The sequence below is a fragment of the Pseudomonas sp. 2 genome (assembly GCF_056627435.1).
In genome coordinates this window covers 1-17326 of record NZ_JBWXNG010000003.1, presented here as the reverse complement: position 1 = coordinate 17326, position 17326 = coordinate 1, and the positions used below count along the sequence as shown (strand labels likewise).

Genomic DNA, 17326 nt, shown 5'->3' with positions numbered 1-17326 from the left:
AGCGGTAGACGATCTCTACCGGCGCGCTGGATCGCGCTTCATCAATGCGGTGCAGACCAGCGCCACCAGCGCCATGCCCACCAGATACACGATCACGTAATGCGGGCTGCCGCCGCCCATGGCCAGCAATTGGGTGGCGATCATCGGCGCGAAACCGCCGCCCAGCACGCCGGCCAGTTGCACGGAAACCGAAATGCCGCTGTAGCGGATTTCTGCCGGGTACTGCCGGGCGAACAGCAGCGATTCAGGGGCGTAGAGAATCGGGAAGACCACGCCCACCGCCAGCACCATCGCCCACCACACCAGCACCGGATCGCGGGTGCCAAGCATGGCGAAGAACGGATAGACGAAAGCGCAAAGCAACAGCAGGCCCGCGAAGTACAGGCGCTTCTGCCCGACCCGATCAGAGATGTGCCCGCACAGCGGCATGGTCACCAGCGACAGCGCCGCGCCTGCGGTGATCGCGCCCAGCACATCGGCGCGGGGGATCTGCAACTGGTTGGCGGCATAGGCCAGGGCGAAGGTCACCGACATGTAGAACCAGGCGTTCTCGGCGGTGCGCGCGCCGATGATGGTCAGGGTCTCCCTGGGGTGATCGCGGAACACCTTGAGCAGCGGCACCTTGACCGCGATGTTGTCCTTCTTCAGCTTCTCGAAGTCCGGCGACTCCGGGACTTTCAGGCGAATCAGCCAGCCCACGCCGAGCAACACCACACTGGCCAGAAACGGAATCCGCCAGCCCCAACTGAGCATGTCTTCTTCAGGCAGTTTGGCGACCATCGCCATGGCCAGCGAGGCCAGCACCAGCCCCGCGCCGACACCGGTTTGAGGCAGGCTGCCATAGAAGCCTTTCTTGCCTTCGGGGGCATGCTCGACGGCCATCAACACTGCCCCGCCCCACTCGCCGCCGACGGCCATGCCTTGCAGAAAGCGCATCGCTACCAGAATCACCGCCGCCCAGTAGCCGATCTGCTGATAGGTGGGGATCAGGCCGATGATGATGGTCGGAATCCCCATCAGCATCAGCGTGAACAGCAACATGGATTTGCGCCCGATGCGGTCGCCGAAATGGCCGAAGACGATGCCGCCCAAGGGCCGTCCGAGAAAGCCCACCGCGTAGGTAGCGAACGCCGCCAGCACACCGATGATCGGGTCCAGTGCGGGGAAGAAGATTTTGTTGAAGATCAGCGCGGCGGCCGTGCCGTAGAGGAAAAAGTCGTACCACTCGATGGTCGTCCCGGCCATGCTCGCAGCGCCCGCGAGGCGATAGGCTTTGGTCTTGCTTTTAGCGGCGCTGGCATCGAGTGCGCCAGCATCCGCCGGTATAGCGTTCTTCATAAACTCCTCCGCTTATTTATTGTTGTGCAGGGTGTTATGGCGTGTGGGTGGTGCGTTGAAAGATTGGTCTCGTTATTGAGTTGAAATACCTACCGTGGGAGCCGGCTTGCTGGCGAATGCGATGGATGATTCGACATCGCGCTGCCTGACCGAACGCTTTCGCCAGCAAGCCGGCTCCCACAGGTCCAGAGTTGGTTTGGTCCGTGCTTCGGAGTATAGATGTGCAAACTTCTAACAAGAACGCACATAAAAGCAGGTCCAACATGCAAAAAAACATCACCTCCCTGAGCGCGCTGAACTGGGATGACCTGAAGTTTTTTCTGGAAGTGGCCCGTACCCGCAAAGCCAGCTCGGCGGCCAAGCGCCTGGCGGTGGATTACACGACTGTGTCGCGGCGGATCAATTCGCTGGAGGCATCGCTGGGCACGCTGCTGTTCGAGAAGTCGCGCAACAACGGCTTCGTGCTGACCGCCGAAGGCCAGCGCCTGCTGGGCTCGGCCGAGTCCATCGAAAGCACGCTGCACATCGCCTGCGAGCAGGTGTCAGGCACCGGCGTCGCGCTGTCGGGCCATGTGCGCATGGGCTGCACCGAAGGCTTCGGCAGCTTCTTCGTCACCCCGCAACTGAGCCACTTCACTGCCACTTACCCGGCGATTTCCGTGGACATCCTGCCACTGCCGCACTTCATCAGCCTGTCCAAGCGCGAAGCCGACATCGTCATCGCCCTGGAGCGCCCGGAACACGGGCCCTACGTGTGCTGCAAACTGTGCGACTACAACCTGCGCCTCTACGCCACTCAGGAATATCTGGACCGCCACGCACCGATCAACAGCGTCGAGGATCTGGCCGAGCACCCGTTCATCAGCTACGTCGACGACCTGACCTTCAGCAACGAGCTGCTGTACCTCAACAACCTGCTCCCCGGCGCCCACGCCCCGCTGCGCAGCACCAGCGTCATCGCCCAGTACGTCGCCGCACTGCAAGGCCGGGCGCTGGCAATCCTGCCGTGTTTTCTGGCGGCCCAGGATTCGCGGCTGCTGCCGGTGCTAGAGCCGCAGGTGAACATCACTCGCCAATTCTGGATGTATTGCCGGGAGGACCTGAGGAAGCTCAAGCGGATCATTTTGTTGTGGGATTACATCCGAGAGGTGACGGAGCGCAATCACGCGTTTTTGCTGGGGGAAACCCGGGGCATGACGTTTATCGATTGAGACTCATCAACCTTCCTGCGTGCTTTCTGAACAACACCGTTGACCGGACGAGATGCGTTGACCTGTGGGAGTGAGCTTGCTCACGAAGCGCTCCGTACATCCGCACCGCCGTTGGCGAACATAATCCTGTATTCGTGAGCAAGCTCACTCCCACAGAATCGATAAATGACTGAGCTGACGTCTAGATCGCACCTCGCCACCATAGTTTAGAAATCTCTGAACTATGCATTTGAGCTTTCCTATTCTTTCCGTTCATCGGCCGCCCCTAAGATCGGCTCCAATAAAGGAGCCCGTCCAGCAGAGACCCGGCCCGAAGATTGCCTTTTTCAGATGTGACTGCCGCTGTACCCCGTTTCGGCTCGCGCCGGGGCGAAGCTTTGCCATAGCAGGTCAGGTCAATCGCAAGATGCAATCTTTGAGGACGCTCGATGAAACTGGAAATCTTCCGCACGATGTGGGGTTACACCGCCAGCAAGGCTCAGGCACTGGACGAGCTGCTGGAAGCCGGGTTCGATGGCATGGAAGCGCGCCTGCCGCTGACGCCCGTCGAGCGTGCCGAGTTCGGCGCCTTTCTGCGGGCCAACCACCTGCCTTACATCGCCACGGTGTTTACCGCCTACGACGTCCTGCCCGAACAATCGGCGACCACCGCCGAACACCTTACCGACCTTGAAAAGAAACTCGCCTGGTCCACCGAACTGGCGCCGCGCTTCGTCAACGTGCTGGCGGGCAATGATCGCTGGCAGTTGCCGCAGCAGGTCGACTTCTTCGGCCAGGCCCTGGAGCTGGCGCGCAAGCACGGCCAGACCGTCACCTTCGAAACCCATCGCGCCCGTTCGCTGTTCAACCCGTGGGTCACTCTTGAGCTGATCCGCCAGTTACCGGATCTGCGTTTCACCAGCGACATCAGCCACTGGATCGTGACTTGCGAGCGCCTGCTCGATGACCCGGAGGACGACCTCAGCGCCTTCGTCGAGCGCGTGCATCACATCCAGGCCCGTGTCGGTTACGACCAGGGCCCACAGGTCCCTCACCCCGCCGGTCCCGAACGCGCCAGAGAGCTGGCCTTCCATCAGCAGCACTGGGAGGCAATCTGGAAATCCCAGCAGGCGCGCGGTTATCAGGTCACCACCCTGACCCCGGAATTCGGCGCCGACGGCTATCTGCATCACTTGCCTTTCACCAACGTGCCGGTGGCCGATCTGTGGTCGCTGAACGTGTGGATGGGCCGCACCGAACGTGAACACTTCAAGCGTTTCACGCATACAACAAGCCGATAAGGAGCGTTTCGCCATGCCTGATCAGTCTCAAGCAGCGGCCCAGAAGGTGGCCAATTTCAGCAGCATTCCGGTAGTGGACATCGCCGGCCTGTTCAGCGCGGATCTCGCCCAGCGTCAGGCGGTGGCCGATGAGCTGGGCAAGGCGGCGCGCGAAGTGGGCTTTCTGTACGTGAAGAACCACGGCATTGACCCTGCGCTGATCGCCGGGTTGCGCCAGGCAGCCAAGGACCTGTTTGCCCAGTCGCTCGAATACAAGATGCAGCACTACATCGGCACCTCGCGCAGCCACAAGGGCTTCGTGCCGGAAGGCGAAGAGGTGTACGCCAAGGGCAAACCCGATCACAAGGAAGCCTTCGACATCGGTTTCGAGGTGGGCGATGAAGATCCACTGGTGATCGCCAAGACGCCGTTGATCGGCGCCAACGAATGGCCAGACCTGCCCGGTTTTCGCCCGGCGGTCGAGGCCTATTACGCCGCCGTGTTCGCGCTGGGCCGTCGACTGTTCGATGGTTTCGCATTGGCGCTGGGCCTGGAGGAAGGTTACTTCGAGGCGATGGTCACGCGTCCGCCGTCCAAGCTGCGGCTGATTCATTACCCGTTCGACGGCGCCGCCCAGGACGCGCCCGGTATTGGTGCACACACCGATTATGAGTGCTTCACCATGCTGCTGGCCGACAAGCCCGGCCTTGAGGTGATGAACGACCTGGGCCAGTGGATCGATGCGCCACCGGTTGAAGGCGCCTTCGTGGTCAACATCGGCGACATGCTGGAGGTGATGACCGCTGGTACGTTCGTTGCTACGGCCCACAGGGTGCGTACGGTCAGCGAGGAGCGCTATTCCTTCCCGCTGTTCTTCGCCTGCGACTTCCACACTCAGATCAAACCACTCCCTGCCTTCGATACGGGGAACAAGGAATACGAAGCGATCACCATCGGCGAGCACATGTTCGGCCAGGCCCTGCAGACCTACCAGTACCTGCGGCGCAAGGTCGAGAGCGGCGAGCTCAAGCTCTACGAAAAAGCCCGCAAGCCTTCGAGCTTCGGCCACTTGAAGAATCAGGCACAGGACGCTTCCTGATGCCGCAGAAAAATCACAAACACACCGTGCCTTACCTTCCTGACGTGGAGTCACCGACGATGCGCAATACCCTGAACACTGCAGTCCGCATGACCGTTCTCGCCACCGCCGTGTTGGGCGCGACCGCTGTCCACGCCGCCACCACCGTCACGCCGGGCCAGTTCAAGGTCGGCATGGAGATCACCTACCCGCCGTTCGAATCCTACGACGAGAAGAAGAATGTCGTCGGCGCCGACCCGGACCTGTCGCGCCTGCTGGCCAAGCATATGGATCTGAAACCCGAGTTCGTCGACACCAAGTTCTCCAGCCTGATCCTGAGCCTGAACGCCGGGCACTACGACGCGATCATCTCGGGCATGTACATCACTCCCGAGCGCCAGACCCAGGCCCAGACCATCGCCTACGCCAAGACTGGCGCTGCGATCATGGTGCTCAAGGACAGCCCGGTGAAACCCAAGGTGCCGGAAGACCTGTGCGGCATGAAGATCGGCCTGGAAAAGGGCACCACCTGGGTGGCCCAGTTCAACAAGCTGTCCACCGAGTACTGCGCGGCGAACAACAAGGGCGCGATTTCGGTCAGCGAGTTCCCGTCCGCGCCTGAAGTGACCCAGGCGCTGCTGTCCGGCAACGTGCAGGCGCAGGTGGAGATCGACGGCGCCGCGGGCATGATCGCCGAGCGCACCAAGGGCCGCGTGGTGGTCAGCACCGAGCATTCGATCTACCAGCAGACCCTGGGCATCTACGTGAAGAAGGGCAACGACGAGCTGTACCAGGCGCTGCTCAAGGCGTTCGACGAGACCAAGAAATCCGGTGAGTACGCAGCGCTGCTGAAGAAGTACAACCTGGAAGAGCCGAGTAACTGATCAGAGCGCGTCCGTCCTACGCCATCGCGATGTGAATCCCAGATCGCGAGGAATGGATGATCCGTAGCAGCACGGCTTGCCGGCGGGAGCGTTCTCGAGACCGCCCCGCCGGCAAGCCGTGCTGCTACGGGGCCTGGTCCGTCACACAAGGTTTTGCCCCCTGAGGTGCGTATGCAATTCGAATGGTCCTACTTTTTTTCGCTGTTCTCGGTCTCGGATTTCTGGGAGTCGTGCGTCACGGTGATCGAGCTCAGCGCGCTGGGCTGGTTCATCGGCATGCTGCTGGGGTTCCTGCTGGCTTCGGCCAAGCTCTCCAGCTCGCGCTGGATCAGCGTGCCCGCGTCCGTTTATATCTGGTTCTTCCGCAGCGTGCCGTTGTTGGTGCTGGTGGTGTTCACCTACAACTTGCCGCAGATGTTTCCGGTCACCCGCGAGGTGCTGTCCAATCCGTTCTATTCGGGGTTGCTGGCACTGGTGGTGACTGAAGCGGCGTACATGGCCGAGATCCATCGCGGCGGGCTGATCTCGGTCGCGCGCGGGCAGAAGGAAGCCGGGCGCGCGCTGGGCATCGGCCTGATCGGCATGCAGCGCCTGATCGTCATCCCGCAGGCCTTTCGCATCTCGCTGCCAACGCTGATCAACGAATACATCACGGTGGTCAAGCTGACTTCGCTGGTGTCGGTGATTTCGCTGACCGAGCTGCTCACTGTCGGCCAGCGCCTCTACGCGCAGAACTTCCTGGTGATGGAAACCCTGTCGGCGGTGGCGGTGTATTACGTGATGATCGTGACGGTGTTCGGCTGGCTGTTTCACTGGCTCGAACAGCATCTGGAACTGAACAACCGCAAGCCGCAAACCCTGGACGACAGCGCCCTGACCCTGCTGCGCGCCCGCGTACTCGGCCAGCCGGCCAGGGCGCGCCAGGCAGACAGCGGCCCGGGTTCGGCGCCTGCATTGCAACTGGTGAACATCCACAAGCGCTACGGCCAGCATGAGGTGCTCAAGGGCATCAACCTGGACGTGAATGCCGGTCAGGTGATCTCGATCATCGGCCCGTCGGGCTCGGGCAAGACGTCGCTGATCCGCACCGTGAACAGCCTGGAAAGCATCGACAAGGGCGAGATCATTCTGTTCGGCGGCAGCTTTATCCGCGCCGGCGACAATCACAACGCGCCGCAGATCCGCCGCGGCGTGCAGCGCATCGGCATGGTGTTCCAGAGCTTCAATCTGTTCCCGCACCGGACCATTCTCGACAACGTGACCCTTGCGCCGCGTTATCACGGCCAGGACCGCACCCTCAGCGAACAACGCGCCTACGCCTTGCTCGACAAGGTCGGCCTGCTGGCCCACGCCCACAAGTACCCGCACCAGTTGTCAGGCGGCCAGCAGCAGCGCGTGGCGATTGCCCGGGCGCTGGCGATGGACCCACAGATCATGCTGTTCGACGAACCCACCTCGGCGCTGGATCCGGAGCTGGTGGGCGATGTGTTGAAGGTGATCGGCGATCTGGCCAAGGAAGGCATGACCATGCTCATCGTCACCCACGAAATGGATTTCGCGTTGTCGATTTCCGACCGGGTGATTTTCATGGAAAACGGCGTGGTGCAGGTCGATGCCGCGCCGCAGAGCATCCTGGCCGACCAGTGCGGCGAGCGAGTGCGCAAGTTCATGGGCCTCGACAATGTGATAGTCCCGCAGGAGCCCGTGCGCAAGGAGGCGTGAAGGGCTATCGTGCAAGCACCACACAGCCCGGGAGCTTGAAATGGACAGCTACAAACCGCTGAACTGCGATCTCTACGATTATCTGGAGATCGCCTGCATGCATGGGTATCGCTTGAAGATCGAACGGGTCGACGGCACGACCTTCGAAGGCAAACCACTGACCACCCGCACAGCGCCGAGCAAGGAAGAGTTTCTGCTGTTCGCCGATGGCCTGGAGGAGATCCGACTGGACCAACTGGCGGCCATCACCCCGCTGGATGAAGGCGCGAGCTTCGGGCGGGTGGAGTTGGGGAATGCATTCTGTGCAATCCAAGGTCGATAAGCTCCTGTGGGAGTGAGCTTGCTCACGAAAGGCTCATTTCGGTCACCCACCTTAGGAACCGGAAAGCCAGCCTTCGTGAGCAAGCTCACTCCCACAGATAATCTGAACCCTTGCGGGGCATCACAACTCCAGCATCAACCCGCTCAGGCGTTTGACCTTGCGCCGCAGCGCCTCTTCGAACACGCCCTGCCTCGGTTCGATCAGGCTGAACCAGCTCTTGGCGCGGGTGATGCCGGTGTAGATCAGCTCCTTGGTCAGCACCGGGTTCAAGGCTTCGGGCAGGATCAGCGCGGTGTGGGCGAATTCCGAGCCCTGGGATTTGTGCACGGTCATCGCGTACACCGTTTCCACGTCGTTGAGCCGGCTCGGCAACACGAACCTCACCCCGCCGCTGCCGTCGTTACGCGGGAAGGCCACGCGCAAGGCTGTGCGGTTTTCCTCGGGCGCACCTTCCGGCAAGCGCAAGGCAATGCCGATGTCGCCGTTCATCAAACCCAGGCCGTAGTCGTTGCGGGTCATCAGCACCGGACGACCCTCGTACCATTGCTGGTCGCTCTCGATCAGCCCAGCGGCAAACAACATGTGGGTAATGCGCTGGTTCAAGCCTTCGACGCCCCACGGGCCTTTACGCACGGCGCACAGCAGCTGGAACTCATCGAAGGCATTGAGTACCTCTCGCGCCCACTGCACGCAGCGCGGATCCTCGATGCTGGTCAGGTCCAGCGGCCGCTGCGCCTGCATGAGGCTCAGATAATGCCGGTAGCCCTTCGATCCTTTCCCCCGCCCTTCCAGGAGTAACGTCGCGAGCCTGGTGTCGTGCTCGCCCTTGAGCGTCAGCGCGTGCAGGTCGCTGTACCCGCTGTCACTGAACAGCGCGCGGGCCTCTTTGTCTTCCTGGCGGTTGACCCGCCCGGCCAGTTGGCCGATACCACTGCCCGCGACGAATCGCCGGGAATGGCGCAGCATCACCACCTGCTGGGCCAACGCATGTTTGCCCTGATCGCCCGCCTGCAAGCCGCCCCGGCTCAGGTCTTCACCGCTGACCGACTCCAGCCACGCCTGGGTCTGCGGGCTGTACATCCCGGCTTCGGCGTCGCGGCACAGATCACCCAGCACCGCACCGGCTTCCACCGAGGCCAGCTGGTCCTTGTCGCCCAGCAACACCATGCGCGCATGGGGCGGCAAGGCGTCCAGCAGGTTGGCCATCATTTCCAGGTCGATCATCGAGGCCTCGTCGACCACCAGCACGTCCAGCGGTAGCGGGTTGCCGGCGTGATGGCGAAAATGCCGCGTGCCCGGGCGACTGCCCAGCAGGCGGTGCACGGTGGTCACCTCGCTGGGGATTTTTTCGCGCACCGCCTCAGGCACCGTCAGCGACTGCACCTGATGGCTGATGGACTCGGTCAGACGCGCGGCCGCCTTGCCGGTCGGTGCCGCCAGACGAATGCGCAGCGGCTTGCCCTGCTCCACCGCAGGCGATTGCAACAGCGCCAGCAGGCGCACCACCGTGGTGGTCTTGCCGGTGCCGGGGCCGCCGGTGATGATGCTGAAGGCGCCACGGGTGGCGATCGCACAGGCCAGTTTCTGCCAGTCGATCACGGCGTCGGGGTTCGCCGGACCGAACAGCGCATCGAGCCGCTGAGGCAGATCATTCGGCGCGGGCTCGGCTTGCGTCAGGCGCGCGTGCAATGCCGCATCGATGCGCCGCTCGTAGCTCCAGTAGCGGCGCAGATAAAGGCGCCGGTCAGACAACACCAGAGGCTTTTGCGCCGCCGTCGCGCTGTCGTCGCCGGCCTTGGCCACCAGCACACTCTCGGCCAGTGCCTGGCACCAGGTCGCGCCGTCCAGCGCCTTGAGCAACGCCGAGGGCAACAACATGGGCGTGGACAGCAGATCGCCCTCGGGCGGTAGCGACAGGGCAAAGTCCGGCTCTTTCAGGGTTTCATACAGATCCAGGCACACATGGCCGTGGCCCAGTTGATGGCTGGTCAAGGCAGCGGCCAGCAGCACCAGCGAATCGGCCGCTGGATCGAGGTCGGCGAGAAACGCCACGAAGGCTTTGTCCAGCGCCCGCAGCCAGCCGCGCTCGACCCAGCGCTCCAGCAACAGCAGCAGATCGTCCACCCGGGTGAGCGGTGTCAGTTGAGCGAGGCTTTCAGCGTCCAGCGGCGTGGGCAGCAGATGGGCGAAGGTGCGATTCATGCGAAGTCTCCTGACAACACGGCGTCCCCGGTGACTGGACGGCCCTGAAACAGCGCGTCCAGGCTTTCGATCAGTTCCCGTGGCGGCCGGGTGAACCACGCGCCCTGGCTGGCCGACTGGCTGCCACGCACGAACAGATAGACCGCGCCGCCCATGTGCCGGTCGTAGTCGTAGTCCGAAAGCCTCGCCTTGAGCTGGCGATGCAGCGCCAGCAGGTAGAGCACGTATTGCAGGTCGTAGCGGTTGTCCAGAATGGCGTTTTCCATGGCCTGAGTGGTGTAGGCGTCATCGTCGACACCTAGCCAGTTGGATTTGTAGTCGGCCACGTAATAGCGGCCCTGATGCTCGAACGTCAGGTCGATGAAGCCCTTGAACATGCCGTTGAGCGACACGGTGTCGGTGGCGGCACGGGGCGCGCCGTTGTGGGTGTAGCGGCGCACCAGCGCGTCCATTTGCGCGACATCGACGCGGGCGCAGGCGAACCAGAACTCCATTTCGACGCGGTACTGGTTCGGCTGGTCGAGCTCGCTCAACGCCACCGGTGCCGCGTCCTCGCCAAGGCGCAGCGGCATCGTCAACAGGTGCTTGAGCCAGTCGGTCAGCGTGTTGATCCAGCCGGTCCAGTCGCGGCGGTTGCAACGCTGGGCGACGACCTTCTCCAGCCGCTCGCTATCGCTTGCGGCTGCCGCGAAGCCCTTCTCTCCGGCCCACTCCAAAAGACCATGGAGGAAAGTGCCGGGGTTGGGACCGCGCGGGAAGCGGTGGATATCGCCGCCACTGACCAGGGTCTCGCGAGGCGCCTCGGGGTCCAGACGCTCGTCGTCGAACAGCTTCTGTGCCTGCGGGCTGTCGGGGGACTGATCGCCGCTGTCAGTGATGGTGTCGCCGATGCGCAAGGCGCTGTAGGACGCGATCCACCAGTTCTCCCTGGCACTGCGCCGCGGCATGCGCGGCTTACTCAAGGCGACCTCGCTGCGCGGCGCACTGAAGGTCTCGGCGGTGGGTTCCGGCACGCTGTGCACGCTGACGGTCGGCTGGTCTTCTGCCAGCGATCGCAGCCACTGGCCCAGGCCGGTCGAGTCAGCCAGCAGTTGCCCGCCACCCAGCAGATAGCCCAGCGCCGAGCGGTGCAGGATCGAGCCACTGGTATTGCCGCGCTTGAGGTCGGCGACGCCCAGCCAGCAGGCGTGCTGCGCTCGCGTGAGGGCCACGTAAAGCAGGCGCAGGTCCTCCGCCAGGCGCTCGTCGTCGGCCTGTTCGATCAGCGCTTCGGTGGGCTGCAGGCTGATCTGCGCATGGCCTTCGGCGTCGTGATAGTGCAGCGGCAGGCGACTGCCATCCACCGGTTTGGTCGAGCAGATGAACGGCAGGAACACCAGCGGGTATTCCAGGCCCTTGGATTTGTGGATGGTCACCACCTTGACCAATTGCTCGTCGCTTTCCAGGCGCAGAATCTGCTCTTCGCCGGCCTGGCCGGACATCGCCAGATGCTCGCCCAGATGGCGAATCAACGCCTGCTCGCCATCCAGTTCGGCGGCCGCCTGCTGCATCAGCTCGGAGAGGTGCAGCAGGTTGGTCAGCACCCGTTCGCCGTCGCTGCGCTGGATCAGCGCCTGCGGCAGTTTGAAGTCATGCAGCAAGCGCCGCAGCATCGGCAGCACGCCCTGGCTGCGCCAGATGCGGCGGTATTCGCGGAACTGCATGACGCGGTTTTCCCACGCCAGCTCATCACGGTTGAGCAACTCCAGTTCGCCCAACGGCAGGTCCAGTGTGATGCATGCCAAGGCTGCGCGCAGGGTGCGCTCGGCGTCGGGCTCGGCACAGGCCTTGAGCCAGGCGAGCAGGTCGTGGGCCTCTTGCGCGGCGAACACCGAGTCCTTGTCCGAAAGATAAACGCTGCGCACGCCTCTGGCGTTGAGCTCAGCGCGCACCGCCTGCGCCTCCTTGCCGTCGCGCACCAGAATCGCGATGTCGGCCGGCAGCAGGCCCTTGAGCGGCTCACCGGCCTTGGCAAAGCCTGCCCGCCCCTGCTGACCGGCGTTGAGCAAGCGCACGATCTCGCTGGCGCAACTGGCGGCCAATTGCTGACGGTACAGCGTGCCTGAAACCGGCTGATCGCTTTCCAGCTGCCACAGGTTCAATGCCGCAACCTGCTCACCATCGACCTGGAACTGCTCCTTGCGGCCTTGGGAGTTCACGGCCTGGAACGGCACTGGGTTGGTTTCAGTGCTGCGGAACAGGAAGGCGCCGCGTCCGAGATCATTCTCTTCGGCGCGCACGAACACATGGTTCACGGCCTGGACCATGGCGTGGCTGGAACGGAAGTTGGTGCCCAACGTATGCAGGCGCCCGGTAGTCGCCGTGCGAGCGCGCAAGTAGGTGTAGATATCGGCGCCACGGAAGGCGTAGATCGCCTGCTTGGGGTCGCCGATCAGGAACAGGCCGGTGCTTTCGTCGTTGTTTTCCAGGTGATAGATGCTGTCGAAAATCCGGTACTGCACCGGGTCGGTATCCTGGAATTCGTCGATCAACGCCACTGGAAACTGTTCGCGAATCAGCGTCGCCAGCCGATCGCCGCCCGAACCGCGCAAGGCCGCATCCAGCCGCAAGAGCATGTCGTCGAAGCCCATCTCGGCGCGCCGACGCTTCTCTTCCTCGAAGCGCGCACCGACCCACTGCGCGGCATGCTCAAGCACGGCGGCATCGGGTGTGGGCAGGGTGTCGAGTGCTTCCTTGAGCCCAAACATGGCGTCGAACGCGGGATGCGCAGGCGGGCTGTTTTTCCAGGCTTCGGCGATGCCATCGGGCGTCAGACGGGTAAAGCCGGTGCCCAGATCCAGTTGCTCTGCCGCTTCGTCGTTGGCCCACGCCGTGAGCTTGTCGAACCAGGGCTTGAAGTAGCGCTCCTGCATCTTGCGGCCATCGACGGCCTTGTTCTTCACGCCGTCCAGGCAGATGGCGTACAGCTCGGCGGCCCAGTTCGCCCAGGGCGCCTTGAGTGTGGCCAGGGCCGCACGGCGCTCTTCAATGGAATGCTCGATCAACTGCGACGGCGTCTGGGTGATCTCATCGCGCTCGCGGCCAAACAGGCCTCGCACGCGCGGCAGCAGGTCGGCGGGACTCTTGAGGTTGTTGCGCACCCAGCTCAGCACATCGCCGGTCATGGGGTAGCAGAACGTGCGCCAGTAATCGCGCAGCACTTCGCCGAGCAAGTCGCTGTGGTCGGTCTCCAGGCTCTGGGTGAACAGGCTGCCGCTGTCGAAGGCGTGCTCGCGCAACATGCGCTGACACCAGCTGTGAATGGTCGAAACGGCCGCCTCGTCCATCCACTGCGCGGCGATGTCCAGGCGGCTGGCGCAACCGGCCCACGCCTGAGGGTCGAATTCGCTGCGCAGGTCGGCGATCAGCGCATCCGGCGCCTCGATCTCGTCGCGGAAGAACCGCGCGGCTTCCGCCAGGCGCGTGCGAATGCGGTCGCGCAGCTCTTTGGTCGCGGCATCGGTGAAGGTCACCACCAGAATCTGCGGCGGCAGCAGCTCGCGGCCAAAGCCCGAAACCTCACTGCCATGGCCGAGCACCAGACGCAGGTACAGCGCCGAAATGGTGAAGGTCTTGCCGGTGCCGGCACTGGCCTCGATCAGCTGGCTGCCCTTGAGCGGGAAGCGCAGCGCCAGGGGTTGTTGGGCGTCAGTCATGCGCTGGCCTCCTCGCCGGACAGGCTCTGCCAGGGCGCGTCGTATATCGGTTTGTACAAGGCCTCGCACCAGCCGACGAACTCCTCGCTTTCCAGCAGCGCATCGAAGTCCGGGAACTGGCGGGCCAGCGCCGTGCTTTCGGCGTGCTCGCCTGCGATGTTCTGGCCATCGCCGTCGTAGGTCTTGCGCGCGGCAGCCTCGGCTTTGGATTCGTCAGTCTGGCCCAGCCAGGCGAAGGCGGTCTTGATAGCGACCGGCAGTGGGCGTTGCATGCCCTGCTGCCAGGCCAGCAAGAGGTCGTTCAGGGTACGCCGAGCGTGTTCGGCGTCGAGCGGTGGTAACAACAGCGTTTCGTCACTGGCGACCAGCGCCGTGGTGAGCGGCAGATCGCAGGCGCAGGCCACCAGGTGATTGACCCAGGGTTTGCCGAGCCGATGCCATTTGCGCGACTTCTTGCCGCCGATGGCGTTGGGAATCGCAGTCACGGCCAGCAGCTCGCCTTGAGCATTCTGATAGAGGCCATCGAGCCAGCCGTCGAGCGCGACGCCCTGGTGCTCGTACTTCACTGACGTGGCGCTGTGCAGTTTCTGCGGCCAGCGCAGCAGCAGATCGTGATAGCGCTGCACCAGCTCGGGCAGCGGCTCGATCAACTCGTCTTGCAGCAGCTCGCCGAACCCTGCCATGGGCAACAGGCCGCTGCCTTGCAGGCGGATGGCTTGGGCGATGAGCCTGCTTTGTGCGTGATCAGGGTCGATCAGTGCCGCCTGCAACAGGCTGTCGCTCAGGCCATAGCGTTGCAGCGCATCGAGCACGAAGGGTTCATCGTCAGCCAGCGGCGCTTCGGCGACTTCGAAGAAGATCTTCAGGCGCTGGCTGAAGAAGTGTTTGACCGGGTTGCGCAGAAAATCCTGCAACTGCATCAAGCTCAGGGGTTCTTCCTGCGCGTGTTTTTCCAGCGCCGTGAGTTCGCGCTCTTCGCTGGCAGCCTCGTGCAGCACCTGCCACTCACGGGCGAAACTGAAGTACTCCAGACTCTCCTGAAAGTACTTGGCGCTGAAGGGTTGCAGCGGGTGCTCGAGGGTCAGGGCGTGCAACAACTGCTGACCGGGATCACGCTTGTTGTCGTCTTCGGGTTCTTGCGCCCCGACCAGCGTCCAGCCACTGGCCAAGTGATCGCGCAGTTGGCCGATCAGGACTGACGCGGGGCGCTCGGAGTTGTCGCGAATGCTGCGGCCGACCCAACTGATGTACAGCTGATCACGGGCGGAGAGCAATGCTTCGAGCAGCAGATAACGATCGTCCTCACGGCGCGAGCGGTCGCCGGGGCGGTAGTCGCTGCCCATCAGGTCGAAGTCCAGCGGCGGTTGCGCGCGCGGATAGTCGCCGTCGTTCATGCCCAACAGGCAGACCACCTTGAATGGGATCGCGCGCATCGGCATCAGGGTGCAGAAGTTCACGGAACCTGCGAGGAAACGCTGGGACAGACGCCCCTGATCCAGCCCCGCGAGCCAGGCTTCACGTACAACGGTGAGCGGCAGCTCTTCCTGCAAGCCAACGGTTTCGCAGGTCTCGAGCCAGGTCTCACGCAGGGTTTCCAGTTGGCCCAGCAGGTAGTCGTCATGCTCGCTGTCGGCGAGGAAAAACAGGCGCATCAGTGCCTGCAGACGCGCGCCCCACTCGGCTGGCGTCGCAGCGCGGGAGAGCTCATTGTGCGCGACTTGCAGCGCATCGAGCAGAGCCACCAGCGGGCCGATCAGTGCAGCGTCCAGGCCGCCGATTTCGTCATAGGGTTCGATGCCGTCATAGGCTGTTCCTGCGCCAACGGCATAGCCGAGCAGCATTCGCCGCAGGCCGAAGTGCCAGCTGTTCTGCTCCAGCGATTCGGGCAAGCCGAGTCCTTCCCGCTGCCTGGCGTTGAGCCCCCAGCGCACACCTGCGCCTTCGATCCAGCGATGCAAGGTCGGCAGGTCGCGTTCGTCGATGCCAAAGCGTGCGCGCAAGGCAGGAACATCGAGCAGGTCGAGGATTTCACTCACGGGGAAGCGGCTGTCGGGAATCTTCAGCAAGTGCTCGACGGCAATCAGCAGCGGGTCGCGACCGCGCTGGCCCTGGTCGGCGAGGGTGAACGGGATGAAGCGCCGGTCATCGCGATCCAGTTGCCCGAACACCGCGCGGATGTGCGGCGCGTAGCTGTCGATGTCGGGGACCATCACGATCACGTCGCGCGGGCGCAGCTCGGGGTCCTTGCTGAATCGCGCAAGCAGTTGATCGTGCAACACCTCGACTTCGCGCTGAGCGCTGTGGGCCACATGGAAGCGGATCGAGCGGTCTGATTTCACGTCCACGGCAGGCCACAATTCCCGGGTTTCGCTCAAGGGACGCAATTCGAGAATGTCGTCCTGCAACTGGTTGAGAAGGGTCTGGGGATCGCTCTCGCTAAACAGATCGATACGTCCGTTGCGGAACACCGAGCGGTAGCTGTCGGGGTCGTCGTGACTGTCGAGCAGGTTGATGTAGTCGCGGCCCTGCTTGCCCCAGGCGGCAAGCAGGGGATGGGCGTGCTGATGCAAGGCATCGGGGTTGAGCACCACCGGCATGCCCGCCTTGCGCGACTGGCGTTTGTATTCGTGGCGCAGCAGGTCCTTGTCGGCAACGATATCGGCCCAGTGATGGCGACAAGGGTTGTGCACACAGAGCAGGACCTGGCTGAAACGCGAGAGCCCGGCCAGGGCTTCCAGTGCCTGGGCGGGCAACGAGGAAATGCCGAACACGATCACCCGCGCAGGCAGCCCCACCGGCGCTTCGGTCAGGGCGTTGATGCGTTCGATATAACGTCGGTGCACGCCCGCCCGGCTCTGGGCCATGCCTTCGGCACCGACGTCGTGCAGCAGTGCGCGCCAGAGTTCGGCCTGCCAGCAATTCTCGGGCTTGAGTGGCGTGATGTCGCCGCGCACGTTTCTGAGCTGATGTTTGCCCTGGGCCCAGTCTTCCAGCCAGTCGGCGCGATAGACCTGGTATTGGTCGAACAGGTCAGCCAAGCGTTCGGACAGTTGATAGCGTTTGCGCAGGTCGGTGTCGGCAGTGAGGAAGCGCCGCAGCGGCTCGAAGTGCGGTTGATCGATCAACGCCGGCAGCAGGCGCATGAGGCGCCAGGTCAGCGGCGCCTTGTCGAGCAGCGAGGTTTCCGGGATCTCGTCCTTGCCCAGCACAGCGCGGTAGAGCTGCCACATGAAGCTGCCGGGCAGTTGCACGTCGATGGCGGCGGCAATGCCGCAGCCACCGGAGTCATCGTCCTGTGCGTCTTCAGCCAAGGCGAGTTTCAGCCACTGGGCGATGCCGTTGCTCTGTACCAGCGCGACTTCGTTCTCCAGCGGCGTCAGCGGGTAGCGGCGCATCCAGGACACCACCAGGCTGCGCAGTTCATCCAGGCGATTGCCATGGACCACCATGAACCCGGGGTTGAGGTTGGATGTCACCGGCATGGCTGCTTCCTTGGCGTTTTGGAGAGGGTGAAGACTAACAGAGGGACAGGATGACCTGTAGCGGCAGTCAGCGCCTGGACGTGTAGGAATGGTCAGAGCTTTTCGTGCGCAAAAACAAAACCCCAACCGCTTT

Annotated in this window: 10 protein-coding genes; 6 read left to right on the top strand and 4 right to left on the bottom strand. The window is 63.3% G+C overall.

Annotated elements, in window-relative coordinates; genetic code table 11:
- Positions 1-15: 15 nt before the first annotated feature.
- Positions 16-1338, bottom strand: coding sequence for an MFS transporter (locus AC1MEK_RS05640; protein WP_480395288.1), 1323 nt, complete (start codon positions 1336-1338; stop codon positions 16-18).
- A 263-nt stretch (positions 1339-1601) separates the two neighbouring features.
- Between AC1MEK_RS05640 and AC1MEK_RS05635 the strand changes: the two genes are divergently transcribed.
- The 6 genes from AC1MEK_RS05635 (at position 1602) to AC1MEK_RS05610 (ending at position 7814) form a co-directional block, all read left to right on the top strand.
- Entirely contained in the window at positions 1602-2549 is a 948-nt protein-coding gene (locus AC1MEK_RS05635; RefSeq protein ID WP_480395287.1) for a LysR family transcriptional regulator, read from the top strand.
- A 428-nt stretch (positions 2550-2977) separates the two neighbouring features.
- Complete coding sequence (locus AC1MEK_RS05630; RefSeq protein ID WP_480395286.1) at positions 2978-3829, top strand: sugar phosphate isomerase/epimerase family protein; 852 nt, start codon at positions 2978-2980, stop codon at positions 3827-3829.
- Between the two features lie 13 nt (positions 3830-3842).
- A complete protein-coding gene (locus tag AC1MEK_RS05625) occupies positions 3843-4907 on the top strand; it encodes an isopenicillin N synthase family dioxygenase (RefSeq protein ID WP_480395285.1) in 1065 nt (354 codons plus the stop codon).
- Positions 4908-4966: 59 nt separating this feature from the next.
- Complete coding sequence (locus AC1MEK_RS05620) at positions 4967-5770, top strand: ABC transporter substrate-binding protein (RefSeq protein WP_480395656.1); 804 nt, start codon at positions 4967-4969, stop codon at positions 5768-5770.
- A 171-nt stretch (positions 5771-5941) separates the two neighbouring features.
- On the top strand, positions 5942-7492 hold the full coding sequence (locus AC1MEK_RS05615; RefSeq protein WP_480395284.1) for an amino acid ABC transporter permease/ATP-binding protein: 1551 nt from the start codon (positions 5942-5944) through the stop codon (positions 7490-7492).
- 40 nt (positions 7493-7532) lie between these two features.
- The gene (locus AC1MEK_RS05610) at positions 7533-7814 is read left to right on the top strand and encodes a Rho-binding antiterminator (protein ID WP_480395283.1); all 282 of its coding nucleotides are present in this window, start codon (positions 7533-7535) and stop codon (positions 7812-7814) included.
- 120 nt (positions 7815-7934) lie between these two features.
- On the opposite strand, the gene recD is transcribed toward AC1MEK_RS05610, so the two are convergent.
- The 3 genes from recD to recC are packed head-to-tail and all read right to left on the bottom strand — an operon-like array spanning position 7935 to position 17193.
- Positions 7935-10016: an exodeoxyribonuclease V subunit alpha gene (recD, locus tag AC1MEK_RS05605; protein WP_480395282.1), complete on the bottom strand. Its 2082-nt coding sequence runs from the start codon at positions 10014-10016 to the stop codon at positions 7935-7937.
- On the bottom strand, positions 10013-13711 hold the full coding sequence (gene recB / locus AC1MEK_RS05600) for an exodeoxyribonuclease V subunit beta (RefSeq protein WP_480395281.1): 3699 nt from the start codon (positions 13709-13711) through the stop codon (positions 10013-10015). Before recB ends, recD begins: the two co-directional genes overlap by 4 nt.
- Positions 13708-17193, bottom strand: coding sequence for an exodeoxyribonuclease V subunit gamma (recC, locus tag AC1MEK_RS05595; RefSeq protein ID WP_480395280.1), 3486 nt, complete (start codon positions 17191-17193; stop codon positions 13708-13710). Before recC ends, recB begins: the two co-directional genes overlap by 4 nt.
- Positions 17194-17326 lie beyond the last annotated feature (133 nt).

What these genes read in the sequence shown, in the direction of transcription:
- AC1MEK_RS05640 (WP_480395288.1), bottom strand. Translation starts at nt 1,338, where the DNA reads ATGAAGAACGCTATACCGGCGGATGCTGGCGCACTCGATGCCAGCGCC.
- AC1MEK_RS05635 (WP_480395287.1), top strand. Translation starts at nt 1,602, where the DNA reads ATGCAAAAAAACATCACCTCCCTGAGCGCGCTGAACTGGGATGACCTG.
- AC1MEK_RS05630 (WP_480395286.1), top strand. Translation starts at nt 2,978, where the DNA reads ATGAAACTGGAAATCTTCCGCACGATGTGGGGTTACACCGCCAGCAAG.
- AC1MEK_RS05625 (WP_480395285.1), top strand. Translation starts at nt 3,843, where the DNA reads ATGCCTGATCAGTCTCAAGCAGCGGCCCAGAAGGTGGCCAATTTCAGC.
- AC1MEK_RS05620 (WP_480395656.1), top strand. Translation starts at nt 4,967, where the DNA reads ATGCGCAATACCCTGAACACTGCAGTCCGCATGACCGTTCTCGCCACC.
- AC1MEK_RS05615 (WP_480395284.1), top strand. Translation starts at nt 5,942, where the DNA reads ATGCAATTCGAATGGTCCTACTTTTTTTCGCTGTTCTCGGTCTCGGAT.
- AC1MEK_RS05610 (WP_480395283.1), top strand. Translation starts at nt 7,533, where the DNA reads ATGGACAGCTACAAACCGCTGAACTGCGATCTCTACGATTATCTGGAG.
- recD (WP_480395282.1), bottom strand. Translation starts at nt 10,016, where the DNA reads ATGAATCGCACCTTCGCCCATCTGCTGCCCACGCCGCTGGACGCTGAA.
- recB (WP_480395281.1), bottom strand. Translation starts at nt 13,711, where the DNA reads ATGACTGACGCCCAACAACCCCTGGCGCTGCGCTTCCCGCTCAAGGGC.
- recC (WP_480395280.1), bottom strand. Translation starts at nt 17,193, where the DNA reads ATGCCGGTGACATCCAACCTCAACCCCGGGTTCATGGTGGTCCATGGC.